Source organism: Vibrio celticus (assembly GCF_024347335.1).
Classification (GTDB): Bacteria; Pseudomonadota; Gammaproteobacteria; order Enterobacterales; family Vibrionaceae; genus Vibrio; species Vibrio celticus.
In genome coordinates this window covers 1,916,102-1,929,483 of sequence record NZ_AP025463.1, presented here as the reverse complement: position 1 = coordinate 1,929,483, position 13,382 = coordinate 1,916,102, and the positions used below count along the sequence as shown (strand labels likewise).

Annotated in this window: 7 protein-coding genes, 4 pseudogenes and 1 riboswitch; of the genes and pseudogenes, 3 read left to right on the top strand and 8 right to left on the bottom strand. The window is 42.6% G+C overall.

Annotated elements, in window-relative coordinates:
• Nucleotides 1-93 precede the first annotated feature (93 nt).
• Nucleotides 94-378 (bottom strand): annotated as a pseudogene (locus tag OCV19_RS24890) (carboxypeptidase M32); the annotation flags it as partial.
• A 174-nt stretch (nucleotides 379-552) separates the two neighbouring features.
• Nucleotides 553-1,770: pseudogene (locus OCV19_RS08955) on the bottom strand (carboxypeptidase M32); the annotation flags it as partial.
• A gap of 295 nt (nucleotides 1,771-2,065) precedes the next feature.
• On the opposite strand from OCV19_RS08955, the gene OCV19_RS08950 reads away from it, so the two are divergent.
• Complete coding sequence (locus OCV19_RS08950; RefSeq protein ID WP_050650625.1) at nucleotides 2,066-2,701, top strand: LysE family translocator; 636 nt, start codon at nucleotides 2,066-2,068, stop codon at nucleotides 2,699-2,701.
• 145 nt (nucleotides 2,702-2,846) lie between these two features.
• On the opposite strand, the gene OCV19_RS08945 is transcribed toward OCV19_RS08950, so the two are convergent.
• From OCV19_RS08945 to OCV19_RS08925, 5 genes and pseudogenes are all read right to left on the bottom strand, one after another.
• A complete protein-coding gene (locus tag OCV19_RS08945) occupies nucleotides 2,847-4,325 on the bottom strand; it encodes an aerolysin family beta-barrel pore-forming toxin (protein ID WP_065677404.1) in 1,479 nt (492 codons plus the stop codon).
• A 550-nt stretch (nucleotides 4,326-4,875) separates the two neighbouring features.
• Nucleotides 4,876-5,337, bottom strand: a complete 462-nt coding sequence (locus OCV19_RS08940; protein WP_048669389.1) for a hypothetical protein — start codon at nucleotides 5,335-5,337, stop codon at nucleotides 4,876-4,878.
• Nucleotides 5,334-6,085: pseudogene (locus tag OCV19_RS08935) on the bottom strand (winged helix-turn-helix domain-containing protein). The gene OCV19_RS08940 and the pseudogene OCV19_RS08935 overlap by 4 nt, the downstream one beginning before the upstream one ends.
• Before the next feature lie 462 nt (nucleotides 6,086-6,547).
• Nucleotides 6,548-7,811: pseudogene (locus tag OCV19_RS08930) on the bottom strand (IS4 family transposase).
• A gap of 103 nt (nucleotides 7,812-7,914) precedes the next feature.
• On the bottom strand, nucleotides 7,915-9,243 hold the full coding sequence (locus OCV19_RS08925; RefSeq protein WP_065677040.1) for an alanine/glycine:cation symporter family protein: 1,329 nt from the start codon (nucleotides 9,241-9,243) through the stop codon (nucleotides 7,915-7,917).
• A 128-nt stretch (nucleotides 9,244-9,371) separates the two neighbouring features.
• A riboswitch (glycine riboswitch) is annotated at nucleotides 9,372-9,491 on the bottom strand.
• A 608-nt stretch (nucleotides 9,492-10,099) separates the two neighbouring features.
• On the opposite strand from OCV19_RS08925, the gene OCV19_RS08920 reads away from it, so the two are divergent.
• Together OCV19_RS08920 and OCV19_RS08915 are read left to right on the top strand one after the other, a co-directional pair.
• Nucleotides 10,100-10,834, top strand: coding sequence for a chromosome partitioning protein ParA (locus OCV19_RS08920; protein WP_065677039.1), 735 nt, complete (start codon nucleotides 10,100-10,102; stop codon nucleotides 10,832-10,834).
• Nucleotides 10,835-11,159: 325 nt separating this feature from the next.
• Nucleotides 11,160-11,336, top strand: coding sequence for a hypothetical protein (locus OCV19_RS08915; RefSeq protein ID WP_165886700.1), 177 nt, complete (start codon nucleotides 11,160-11,162; stop codon nucleotides 11,334-11,336).
• Nucleotides 11,337-11,452: 116 nt separating this feature from the next.
• On the opposite strand, the gene OCV19_RS08910 is transcribed toward OCV19_RS08915, so the two are convergent.
• On the bottom strand, nucleotides 11,453-12,994 hold the full coding sequence (locus tag OCV19_RS08910) for an alanine/glycine:cation symporter family protein (protein WP_065677038.1): 1,542 nt from the start codon (nucleotides 12,992-12,994) through the stop codon (nucleotides 11,453-11,455).
• Nucleotides 12,995-13,382: the final 388 nt, after the last annotated feature.

The window sequence follows — 13,382 nt, the reverse complement described above, 5'->3', positions numbered from 1 at the left end:
GAAATACTTCTACTCAGCGACCTCTCACCTTGGTTCTACTTGCATAGCAAGTTCTGCAAGCAGAACACTTCAATTTGGGTGACGTCTACCAGTCTATAGATAACGATTTCTCAAATGGTCTTGGAAAAATTGTGCGTTTAAAGTTTCTCCTGTGGCCTGACTAACTAGTTCATCAGTAGTTAATAAACTACCTTTACTCCAGATGTTTTCTGATAACCAGAAGAAAATTGGAGAGAGGTCACCGCTTAGAATTACTGAATCTACATCAACGGTTTTCTTCATTGCAGCCATAAATTGAGCCGCATACATGGCTCCCAGCGTATAGCTAGGGAAATATCCGAAACTCCCATCACACCAATGAATGTCTTGAAGACAACCATTTTTGTAATCATATTTTCTATTTATATCAGATACGTAATGTGTAGGTGACTTTGTTCGCTGTTGCTCACACCAATGAATGTCCTGCATACATCCATATTTATAGTTGTGTTTTTTAAGTCTTTTTTCTGATTTTGAAGAGTTTGAGAAATTAGTGTTCAGTGTTCGCTCAGGGTCTGTCCAGTGGATGTCTTGCATACAGCCGTTAGTGAAGTTGCCTTGAGTGCTTAAACCAAGGTAAGACTGCATCTTATTGTTCCAAAGTTCAGGGACATCGGTGTGTTTGATCTTGCCGTTGATCAAATCACGCTCAATTTCGTATCGTAAGATAACGTGTGCAGGGTAGGTCAGCTCATCGGCATCAACACGGATGAAGTCTTTCTTCACGCGCGTGTAGATCTTCTGGAAGTTCTCTTTTTCAAACTCTGAGCCTGAGAATTGCTGACCAGCTAAGTTTGCTAAGTGTCCAATGAACGGGTCGCTGCGGCCGACTTGCATCTCAAAGAACAAAGATTGAGACTCATGGATACCCATAGAGCGCGCTTCACCCGCCGGTTGTCCTGCTAGGTGCTTTGGTAAGCCCTGTTCGTAACGCGCGTGTCCTGTTTCATGCACAATACCCATTAAGCTTTGAACGAATTCCGCTTCGTCATAGCGTGTTGTGATACGCACGTCTGAAGGGACGCCACCACAGAATGGGTGAATACTTTCATCTAGTCGGCCGTGTTCAAAATCGAACTGAAGCAGCTTCATGACTTCTAAACCCAGTGCTTTCTGTTTCTCGGTCGAATAGATACCTGATGGTGCGTTAAATTGCTCGCTCGATTGTTTTTCGATCACTTCATCAATTAAACCTGGAAGCCAAGTTTTAACGTCTGCAAATAGGGTATCAAGTGAAGCAGAGCTGGTGCCCGGTTCATAAATATCCAGCATCGCATCATAAGGGGTTAGATTGGCTGCGTCTGCGCGAATCTGCGCTTCTTCACGAGAAAGCTCAACCACTTCACGCCAGTTCTTTTCGAACCCAACCCAGTCGTTGTTACCGCGTTGGCTACGCCACGCATGTTCACATTTTGAACCCGCTAGAGATTTCGCTTCAACCAGTTTTTCTGGAAGTAGGTTTGCTTGTTGCCACTGGCGTTTTATTTCACGAAGTGACGATTGTTGCTCAGTGTTCAGCGCTTCATTTTCAGCGTCTGCAATCCAATCGCCAAGCTGTGGTTGAGTCATTAAGCCGTGAATATGAACAGAAAGCTCGGCCATCGCTTCACTACGAGCTTGGTTGCCACCTGCTGGCATCATGGAAGCTTGGTCCCAACCACAAATAGAAGCTAGGTGTTGAAAGCGTGAACATTTTTGAGAGTGTTCGACTAGTTTTTTGAATGCGCTCATTTGACTACTCTTAATTTGGTTTCTTTAAATGATCCTTAGGGCTGCGTCAGCGTTAAGGTTCATCTCGTGTACTTTGATTATGGCTTTGCTTTTAATGACGCCGACCTTCGCAGTCGAAGATATAGCGAGAAAAGCATGAGGCGGTACGATGCCTTGAATTTACTATTTCTTAACAAATCAAACTGTTCTATTGTGCACAAAATCAGTGAGTTGTATAGCTGGTGGCAATTGTTGCTTGCGAATTGTTCTGATACACGGTATTGATGATAGATCGCTGAACAAGAATGACAATGATATGGATATTTTGAACTTTGAGGCATTTCTAATTGCCATCACTATTTTAACGCTAACGCCGGGCTTAGATACGGCTTTGGTGATTCGTAATACCAGCCGCTCTGGCTTAGCTGACGGTTGTATGACGAGCTTTGGTATTTGTAGCGGCTTGTATGTGCACGCGTTTTTCTCTGCTGTGGGTATTTCTGCAATTCTCGCCCAGTCTGCTGAACTCTTCCAAGCCGTTAAGATGGTGGGTGCGGTTTACCTAATCTGGCTTGGCTTAAGTAGTTTGCGAGCTTTGATGAAAAACGGTGGTGGTTTGAAGGTCGGTGAACAAGCTCAGCAGGCTTACAGTGCTAAGCGTTCTTTGCGTGAAGGCTTTCTGTCTAATGTTCTTAACCCAAAAACGGCGGTTTTCTATTTGGCTTTTCTGCCTCAATTTGTAAACCCTGAAGGCTCGCCTTTATTGCAATCTATGTTGATGGCTTCAGTCCACTTTGTGATTGCGATGGTGTGGCAATGTGGTTTAGCTGGTGCTCTTAATTCCGCTAAAAATTTGCTCAAGAACGCGAGTTTTATGAAGTGGATGGAAGGCGTGACGGGCATGGTGCTGGTTGGGCTAGGTGTTAAGCTTTTGATGGAAGAGCCTGTGTAGTTCACCGTTTTTTAATAGAACATATGAAAGCCCACGACGTGTCGTGGGCTTTTGCGTTTTATTGCTTGTAGATTTGTGCCGCGCTTATTAAACAACGAAGTTCTTCACAGCGTAGTTATTTGCAGCCTAATTATTGACGGTGTAGCTATTCCACGACACTGATGTTCATCTCAGCACCTTCGAAACCTAAGTCACTCAACTCATCAGCATTGAAGTTGGTAGTGACTTCAATATCGCCAATGCGCTCAGTCGTTTCGTTGACGGAATCAGTGCTTCTTTTGCTGCGTAGATTGTTGGCAATCGGTGTTGCTTGGCCAATCTCAATGGTGCCTGCAAATTGAGAGTCTGCGTAGAAATCACCCGATACGTAAGAGTGGAAGGGACGTAAGCTTCCGCCTGTTGCGTATTGCATGCTAGATAAGCCCGCTTCTTTAATTGCCCAGCCCCAGTCCCACCATTTGGTTTCACCTGGAATGTATCGGTGATCCCATTGGTAGCGAATGTCAGCAGATTTATCACTGCCGCGACCCATAGTGAAGGTGTGGGTTTTGTAAGGGCGATTGTCTGGATGTGTATGCCATGCGTTGCCACCCCAACGTAGGAAGCCGTTAAACTCAACATCGTAGCTAATGTCGGCGTTGAATCGATACGGGTAGGAGATGCTTGAACGATACAGCTCGACTCGAATCGGAAGCTCTGAGTTTGCTGGAACCATTGGGCGCGCTTGAAGTGTTACTTGCTCGCTAGTGGAGCCACCGTTGGATTTAGAGAAGCTTTGGTTGGCTTCGAACTTAATGGTGAGCTTAGTTTCGCCAACAAGAGGCCACTTAAACGTATTCTCTGTTTGAACACTTTGTGAGAATCCGTAGCTGTTCGTTTTCGACCAGTTTGTTGATTCATCTACTTTCAGGTCGACAACCACTTGTTGCGCGATATTACTGTTGTTTCTTGCTGTCGCGTAAACGGTCTTCACTAGTTCACGGTCAGATTCAACAACATCGCCATGCCAAAAATTGTCGTCGTTAACGGTGTAGGCAAAGTTGTTGACGGTGATTTTGGTTTTCTCCCCACAGCGATAACCACTACAAGAACCACCATTGTTTCCTTGTATCACCCAGCTGTCGCCAGAGCGGTTGATCGTCATGTCTTCACCCACGTACTGACTATTATTGCCGCCAACCCATGCGTAACCAAGGTTGTGAGCTAAATAGCTTAACGGACGAACAAAGTCGTTACGGTTATTGACCAACTCGTATTGAACATCCAACTCGCTGCCTTCTGGAACCGATTTAGCAGAGTAGTTTGGAATTTCAGACTGGTCATTGTTCGGATAGCAGAACGTTGTGCCGTTGGTTGTGTCTTGTTTAATAAGGCCGTTGTATCCCGGGCCCATTATCACCCAGTTTCCTTTTAAGCCTGTGATCTGCCAAGTGCCCATTCTAGCCAGTAAAGCACTCTTTTGCTCTTCCGCTTCAAAACGGTCTAACGGGCGATAGCCAGAGCGACATACATCGTCACCAAGTTGGTCATGGACTATTTGGTCTGGGTAAATTTTTGCGTTTACGCCAGTAGATAGAACAGACAACACTGCGGTTGCTAAGAGACTTCTGTTTATTCGGATCATTAACAATTCCCTCATTTGTAGTTTTTCTATTTTGATAATGTTTTTTGTGCCGTGCAGTTAACAAGACAAGTTCACTTTTTCATGTTGATAAATAGATAGATACTGAAAAGGGTTGAATTAAATTACCCTTTTAATTCAATGGTTTGTATTGTCTCAATTGTTTGTTCGGTGAAAGAGGCTGTAACTAAAAAGAAAATGTTTGATAGGGCTCAAACCGTTTTTAGAAAAATGAGGCGTTATGACTGACACATTAACGTCAAATAGTTTTTGACGTGGTCAATCGCGAGCGAAATGAATGGTTAAGTACGAGAGGCGATATATTATTCACATCGTTTTTATTTGATGTAAATGTCAACAGTAAAGCGATAAATGAGACTTGGATGTTTAAATTTAATCCAGTGTTTTAAACGTTCGATTAATTGAATGCTCAAAATGCAAGAGATGTTTACTGATGCAGTAATAAATATAACCATTCGTTTTTTATGTGTAATATTCAGAACGGTGTTAATTAAAATGGAATGAATTCAGCTGGTGGCCAAACGGCGATAAATTATCGTTTAGCCAAAAGTTGAGTTCTTCCTGTATTACATGTTCGAATGATGGCAAATAGATCATTTGAACTTAATATATCAACCTTCAATGTTAAAGGGTCATTGTTGATAAGTAGGTAGGGCGACAATAAGTTGTCATTCATCGTTTTATTTATTTTTTGCACGGAGACTAAGTCGATAGTGCCAGCTATTGAAAAGAATAGGGATTGAGAAGGGCCAGCCTCACCTCTGAATCGTAGAACAATCGGGTCGGGCATGTTGTCATCTTGGACGGACATTAGGTGCAGAACTTTGTTATCACTTATTTTGGTGAGCCCATCGGTTCGTAATACATTTCCATCTAATACAAGATCTACCACGCTATGTTGATAACGGTGCTCTTCTTGGGGCGGAGAAGAAGGGATACTCCATATGCCAATCAATAACGCTAGCGAGGAAAACAGAGCTACAAATGGCATCATAATTGGCCTCTCTTTAGGAATAATTTTATCTCTTCACTCGCTCGATCTAACTGCGTGGCTGTGTAAAAGATATTGATGGACTGACGTGTTGTCTTGTTGAGCATGGAGAGTTCTGAATAGCCTCGAGTTCTGGGCTCAAGGACATCTCTGTTTCTTGAAAAACTTGTACCTGCCCAACCCATTGTTCATTAAGTCGGTTAAAGGGGGCGATATCACCAAGGCTTTTATCGTGAACTTTAGCAAAAGCCAACAGTGCCGAGGACAACAGCAAACAGCCCGTTATGAAGTAACACAGTCTGTTTTTGTATAAGCTGACCTGAGAATAGGCAAGTGAAGTCGATTTGGATTCAGGTGTATCGTTGCTCGCAATAGAGGCTGCAATACTACTATGACCGAGTGGAACTTTGTCACTCACAGGAGTGAGAGGAACAGTGGTTTCGCTTTGTGGTTGCGAGTCAATAAAGACGCATTCATCAATTAGGCGGTAACCGACCTTTGGCACCGTGACGATGGGTGTTTCTCTGATACCAAGCTTAACGAACCCTTGGCGAAGTAAGCTGATACACTTCGCAAGTGACGTATCCCCAATGAACTCGCTTCCCCATGCGAAGCTAATAATATCTTGTTTGTTCACAATCTCAGGTGAGTTTTTGAGTAATAACTCTAAAACGAGAGTCTCACGATATCCTATCTTAATAGAACGTTCGTCGTTATAAATACGGTTTTTAATCGGGTCGAATCTGATCATATAGCCAACGTTTTATTTTTATTATAATTCTCTCAACAATTTAGATGACTATAAACTGACTATTATATGAATTAAAGTCACATGTTTTATTCTGGTGTGTTTTTGAGTGGTCATAACAAAAGCGTTCTTTATTTGTTTATGAAAGAAACTCTGCCATTTAGTCACAATCTGTTAAATATAAGTAACATCTAATTAAGTGTTGATTTTATTAGCGAGCTTTTAATTAGAGAGTTTTGGTTCAATCTTTACCAATAAATTAATTAGAACACTGGTCTAATTAAAATCTTATTTTATTTGTGGATATACGATAGTAATAATTCAATCAGTTTAAGTATCGAAGGGACATAAAAAAGCCCGCATTTGAATGCGGGCTTTGGTTCAATCAATTCTGATTATGCTTTAACAGCTTCACAATCTTTTGAAGACGTTAAAGGTTTGAAGAACAGCTTCATAGACTGAACCTTAAGCATTAAGACCAGCATAAATCCCGTCTAACGTGATGTTTTTCTTTGACTTCCTCTGGGCGGACTTTTGTGCGTTCTTAAATATATAGCTAGAGGCCCATTCCAGTTTATTGCCTATTTCTGACCATGCCTTGTGGCTGATACATTCAAATATGGGCAACAGCCACACATCCACATTTTTTGCCGCCTTAAACAGCGAGACCGATGGCATTATCTGAAGCGCAGTACTGCGCCTGATGATCAGCGAGAGTAAACTGGCCCAGATAAGCCCATCAACGATGGCCTTTTGTGCGGTGACAAATCGTTGCCAGTTTGTGTGAGATTTTAATTCTTTAAAAAGCAACTCCACCTGCCATCGACAGCGGTAGATCGCCATTATGTCATCAGCAGTATAGGTACCTGAAGGCAAGTTAGTTAACCAAATACAGAATCGCTTTTCTTCTGCAAACCAACGTCTTACCACTCTAAATTCTTGCTTACCACTACGAACTTTAAGGTCGAGTACCTGTGAGCGATTAGTACCTCGAGTGATGTCTTTGAGCTTCTTTCCTTCTAGTTTAGATAAATGCCGGCCCTGACCGTTTCGCTTCTATAACATGAGGATTCAGGGACTTTGCTCCTCGAAAATATAGAAACCACCATACAGTTCAAGCTCAGTAAAGAATTGGAAGTCAGGGTACCCTGCGTCAGCCAACAACAATTTGTTACTCATTGTTTTGGGGCGGGCAAAAGTCTCTTTCTGATGCTGTATCAGCGCTGATGCTCATTGCGACTGGAGAAAAGCTTTTTAAAGACATTGTCATATGGCATTCAACTGCGGCTGGATTGCGTTTAAATCGGCTCGGGTAAACGTTCGAAAGGTCACGATGAATGTGGAAAGAGCTACCATCTTGAAGCAGCACATCATCAAAGGTGGCGAGTTTATCTGGTAGGTTGGCACTCTGCTGGCGAGCAAACTGAGCTATCGCTCGCATGGCCAATTGGCGCATGAATATCGGAAATTCTTCTTTTCTTAACTGGTTATGGTAGGGCTTATAAGCCACAGTATCTTTAGCGCTTAAGCACATCCCATTGAATTGCCTTAGTAAATCGGCAATAGATGAGCAGTTTCCTTTGCTCAAAGCGGCCACTAGGCTTACTACTAGCTGGTCGGGTAAGATAGCCCGACATCGCTTCATAAGTCCTGTACTTTTCGCCATTTTTTGAAGGCTATCAGCATTAAAGAATTGCTTAAACTGCTTTTGTAGGGAGATAATCGTCATCGGCTTCACGGTTGATATGGGTGGTTTGTTTGGCGACGATTATCTGATCATAAATGAAGCCTTTTTTCTATCTAAATAAATAGCTTAGAGCTTAAGATCCTGTCTATGAGAACAGCTTAGTTTCTTCGATAACAACATGGCGTAGTAAGATAAGGCCGATTAGGTTTGGAATTGCCATCAGGCCGTTGACGATATCTGCCAATATCCAGATCATGTCGAGCTTCAAGAATGCACCAGAAGCCACCAACGCAATGAAGATGATCTTGTAAGGTAAGACTGCTTTAGTACCCAGCAAGAAAACAACACAGCGCTCGCCGTAGTAGTTCCAGCCTAGAATCGTAGTAAACGCAAAGAAGATTAGGCCAACTGAAACCAGCATAGGGCCAAGCGTGTCTGCATTCAGACCAACAGCAAATGCATGAGTGGTCATCGCAGCACCAGAAAGGTCAGTCTGCCAAGCGCCTGTTAAGATAAGTGCCAAACCTGTCATCGTACAAATGATGATGGTATCGAAGAAGGTACCAGTCATAGAGACAAGGCCTTGTTTCACGCATGAATCTGTTTTTGCAGCCGCCGCAGCCATTGGTGCGCTACCTAAACCAGATTCATTAGAGAATACACCACGAGCAATACCAGACTGGATAGCAAGCATGATGCTCGCACCAAAGAAACCGCCTGTTGCCGCAGTATTTGTAAACGCAGAGGTAACAACAAGGGTAATGGCATTCAGTAGTTGGTCTGCATTTGAAATCAGAACGCTTAAACACGCGACGACGTACATCACCGCCATAGTAGGAACAACTTTCCCTGCTACTTTAGCGATAGATTGGATACCACCAAGGGTTACCACCGCCACCAATATCGTAAGCACGACAGCAGACATCTCACGAGAAGCGCCAAATGAGATTTCAGTCGCGTCTAAGATAGCGTTAACTTGTGGGAAGGTACCAATACCGAAGCAGGCAACACCCAAAGCGAACACAGCGAACATCACCGCCAATATTCTTGAGCCAACACCGTATTGAAGATAGTACATAGGGCCGCCAACCATTTCGCCATTGCTATCGGTTCTGCGGTATTTAACAGCAAGTAGACATTCTGCGTATTTGGTCGCCATACCAAATACAGCGGCAAGCCACATCCAGAATAGGGCACCAGGGCCACCAATCTTGATTGCGGTCGCTACACCAACGATGTTACCTGTACCAATGGTTGCTGAAAGTGCAGTACACAAAGCCGCGAAACTCGATACGTCACCCGTACCAGATTTGTCTTTGCTGAACACCATTTTCAGTGCCGTTGGGAGGTGTCTAAACTGGAGTAAGCCTAAGCGAAAAGTAAAGTAGATACCTGTACCCACTAGCAGAATAAGCAGTGGTGGTCCCCAAACGAATTGGTTGATGGTTTGTAGTGTAGCTTGTAGGTGGTTCATAAATTCCCCTTAATAAATTAAAAATTTAAGGAGAAGAGGGAAGGCAGTGCAGATCACAGGGATCGGGAGCACTACTTAATACATACGGATTTCTAGATAGAATTCTTTTGTTAATTAAGGCTGTTGCTTTCCACTCCTCTGTCCTTTTGCCTGAGAGTTTCACTTAGCGAATCACTTATAGATAAGTAACGGGCACTAAGCTTGCTCCTTCGGCGACCGATCTAACGGTTCTCTCCAGAGGTTCCTCCAACGACAGTCCTCACTTTTCTGGATTTCTCCAGCATAAAGCACCTGAAAGATTTACTTCTTCGGCGGGTCAATCTAACTAAATGTTAATATTTAGTTAAAAACCACTCTCCTGCAGTCTTCTTCGGAACAATTACCTAAATAATTAGGTAATCTGTAGACGTATCCTAGATCATATAAAATGTGATGTCAGCTACAAAATATCTGTTTGCACAAATGTTGTTCAACTAAATGATCAAACAACGAGTCTCTGACGTAACTTGCTTATTTAAATGGTATAAAATAGAGAAACAAGGAGGAGTTATGACTCGACTAATAGCGATTGTTTTTTTATTGGCTTTGGCATTTGTACTATTTCGTTACCGGACAAACGAAAAACTGCAAAAATGGGTAGTGATAGTTATCGTTAGCAGCTTCCTTTTGTATACTGCCAGCTTGATGATTTCGGAGTTAACTCGTTAAACCTGCCTGTGCACAGGTGGGATGAATGTGTTAGTAAAGCTTAAGTGCTTCTGGCTTGAGCGATAGGTTTAACTGAGCCTACACATCAGTATTGGCATTCGTGTCAGTGACCGCGTAACGTTAAACAAATTTTTGGGAGTACCCGCTAGTGAACCAGCAATCTGGACAAAGCGAACAAGATGAAGTGGTTGTTATTGAAGAACGCGATAAGCGCAGTCAGCTCTATATCGGTATTGCTGCGGTTATAGGTTTAGCTCTGGGTGGCTTAATCGGTTCTACAGTCACGGCTTCGAAGTGGGAGTCCACTTATCAGGTACTCGAAGCTCGTTATCAAGAACTGCGTGATAGCAAAACACAATTGATGACATCCGTTGAAGCGAAAGTGGCTAAAGTCGATACTGAAATCGATGCGAAAGTAGAGGCCGCTCTAGTAAAACAAACAGAAGAACATCAAAAAGAACTCCAAGAATTAGCGAAACAGTCTTCGGTTTTAGAGAAGGCGAATTACTCGTTAGAGCAACAGCTAAACGAACAGAAGCAGACGTTAGAGCAAACTCAGCAAGACAATCAGAAACTTAATCGTCAGGCTGACATGCAATCGACCTTGTTTGAGCGTTCGCGTGAAGTTTTCCGAAAAGAATTACAGATTTCTCAAGAACTTGAAAAGCTTGAGAAAGAAAGAGGCGAGCTTGAACAAAACCTTGGTTCGCTTAAGAAAGCGTGTGATGTGTTCTTAGATGGCACTTCATGGGATGCAAAATCTGACGCGTGTGAGAAGCAAGACAACGCAAATTCTCGCCTAAGTGACATCAGACAAATGATTGAAGTTCACACCATGGATCTTAAGCAAATTAAAACGCTAACCGAAGAGATGGGTTTATAGACTCAAACTTTTAACTCATTCGTCTTTAGCTATAGCTATTCAAACGCCCACATCATGCAAATGGTGTGGGCGTTTTTCGTTCCAAATGGCTTATTTATGCTGTTAATCTGTTCCGTAGCTTAGTGCATAACCGTTTTCACACTATTACTAAGCTATCCGTGATTAGAGCCGTAAAATAGTTTTAATATGTGATCAATTGAATACTTGGTGACTTTGCACGCATATTTATAAGGTTGAGAAACAGCATAATAGCGGTGTTCTAGGATGAACACGTGGTCTGTTGTAGTTCTGTGATTAGACCATCTCAATGGACAGGGATTAAACCATGAATGAATATCTGTGTGAGAACTGCACCGTAGCCTACTGTTTTGATGATTGTAACTCGCCATTAGCGCAACGAGATATGATTGAAGTAGAAGAGGCGGTAGATCGTAAAAAAGTAAGCCAAGCTCCTGAACGGCTTGAGCAAGAAAATTCAGATACAAAAATCCCTACGAGCTAAACAATAAGCCAGTAGGGATTTCAGATTAATTGCAGTACTGTTCTCGCTTTCTCAAGCAAAGGGTATTACAAAAATTTTTAGAACAGTGTTATTTGACGATAAGCACTGAAGAGAAGTTATTTCTCATAAGTTTTGATTTCGCCAGATTTCACGCGAGCAACAAATGATTGCAGTTCTTTCTTCACAATTGGCATCAAGAAGTACAGACCAAGAATGTTGAAGATAGACATCGCAAAGATAGCCGCATCAGAGAAGTCGATTACCGCACCAAATTGAATCGTGGCACCAATAACAACGAACACACAGAACATGACTTTAAAAATCAGCTCCGTTGTTTTGCCTTCACCAAATAGGTAAGTCCAAGCTTTAAGACCGTAGTACGACCAAGAGATCATGGTAGAAAACGCAAACATGATTACCGCGAGAGCGAGTGTGTATTTGAATACTTCTGCCGTTTCAGTAAACGATGCAGCAGTCAGCGTTACACCTGTTAAACCAGAACCATCGAATGGACCTACGTTTAAGCCAGCGATAGTGATAACCAATGCTGTCATTGTACAAATGATTACTGTATCAACGAACGGTTCTAATAGTGATACTAGACCTTCAGTGATTGGTTCTTTTGTTTTAACCGCTGAGTGAGCGATAGCTGCTGAACCTACACCTGCTTCGTTCGAGAACGTTGCACGCTTCAAGCCTTGAATTAACGCACCAATAAATCCACCAACAACACCTTCACCAGTAAATGCACCTGTAAAGATTGCGCTGAACGCAGGGCCAACTTGATCAAGGTTAGAACCGATAACAATCAGAGCCATACCGATATACAGAGCAGCCATCCAAGGAACAACTTTTTCCGTTACCGATGCGATAGAAGGCATACCACCAACAATCACAGAGAAAACTAAAGAGGCAAGTACAAGGCCAGTGATCACACCGTATTCACTTGGTACATCAAATGCGTAAGTCAACATGGCGTGTGCTTGGTTAGCTTGGAACATGTTACCGCCGCCCAATGCGCCTAAAATACACATTAATGCGAAACCAATAGCGAGCACTTTGCCTAGTCCACCTAAACCTCTTTCACCAAGACCTTGGCTTAGGTAGTACATTGGACCACCCGAAACAACACCTGAAGGTAGGATAGTTCGGTATTTCACACCTAAGGTACACTCACAGAACTTAGAAGCCATACCCAGAAGGCCACACAAGATCATCCAGAATGTCGCGCCAGGACCACCAATCGCAAGTGCAGCACCCACACCGGCAATGTTACCAAGCCCGACAGTACCAGAAAGCGCCGTTGTTAACGCTTGAAAGTGAGAAACCTCGCCGTCCTCTTTAGAGTTAGGATCGGTATACTTACCTTTGATAATGTCTATCGCCATGCCGACACGTTTAAATTGAACAAAGCCAAAGTAAACAGTGAAGATGATCGCAGCGAGCAACAGCCAGCCAACAATCACTGGGAAGTTAGCTTCACCAATCGGTACACTTTTAAATATCAGCCCAACGAACCAACCTGTGTATTCGTTGAAAAACCCATCAACACTTTGACTTAAGTTGCTGATAGCTTGGTTAAATGATCCTTCTTCTGCAAATGCACTGGAACTAAACAATAATATAAACCCAAAAAATAATTCACGTATGTTTTTCATGGTTTTCCCTGTCTTTTTAATAAATTATGTTTGTTGCTGTTGTGTTTGTTTTCTATTTGATTTGTATATTTCAGCGGTATATCTACTTCATTCGACGGCAACATAAACGGCTGTAGCTAGGTCGAAAAACGAAATAAATATAAGTACTGATCTTGCTTTGTATGGATATCCTTTTGGTATGTGCACCAATAAGACTATGGCATTCGGACTACCAAGTCCTACTGATAATCCTATACATAAAAATAATGCCAACAAAGAAATTTTTACAATAAATTTACAATTGTTCGGGTTTTGTCATCATTTGGGAATAAGTCGATGCTTTTTGGGCAGAGAAAAGCATATGCAGTAGCTGTTATAGAGGCGAATGAAGGAGAATTCAGAGTGATGG

What these genes read in the sequence shown, in the direction of transcription:
- OCV19_RS08950 (WP_050650625.1), top strand. Translation starts at nt 2,066, where the DNA reads ATGGATATTTTGAACTTTGAGGCATTTCTAATTGCCATCACTATTTTA.
- OCV19_RS08945 (WP_065677404.1), bottom strand. Translation starts at nt 4,325, where the DNA reads ATGATCCGAATAAACAGAAGTCTCTTAGCAACCGCAGTGTTGTCTGTT.
- OCV19_RS08940 (WP_048669389.1), bottom strand. Translation starts at nt 5,337, where the DNA reads ATGATGCCATTTGTAGCTCTGTTTTCCTCGCTAGCGTTATTGATTGGC.
- OCV19_RS08925 (WP_065677040.1), bottom strand. Translation starts at nt 9,243, where the DNA reads ATGAACCACCTACAAGCTACACTACAAACCATCAACCAATTCGTTTGG.
- OCV19_RS08915 (WP_165886700.1), top strand. Translation starts at nt 11,160, where the DNA reads ATGAATGAATATCTGTGTGAGAACTGCACCGTAGCCTACTGTTTTGAT.
- OCV19_RS08910 (WP_065677038.1), bottom strand. Translation starts at nt 12,994, where the DNA reads ATGAAAAACATACGTGAATTATTTTTTGGGTTTATATTATTGTTTAGT.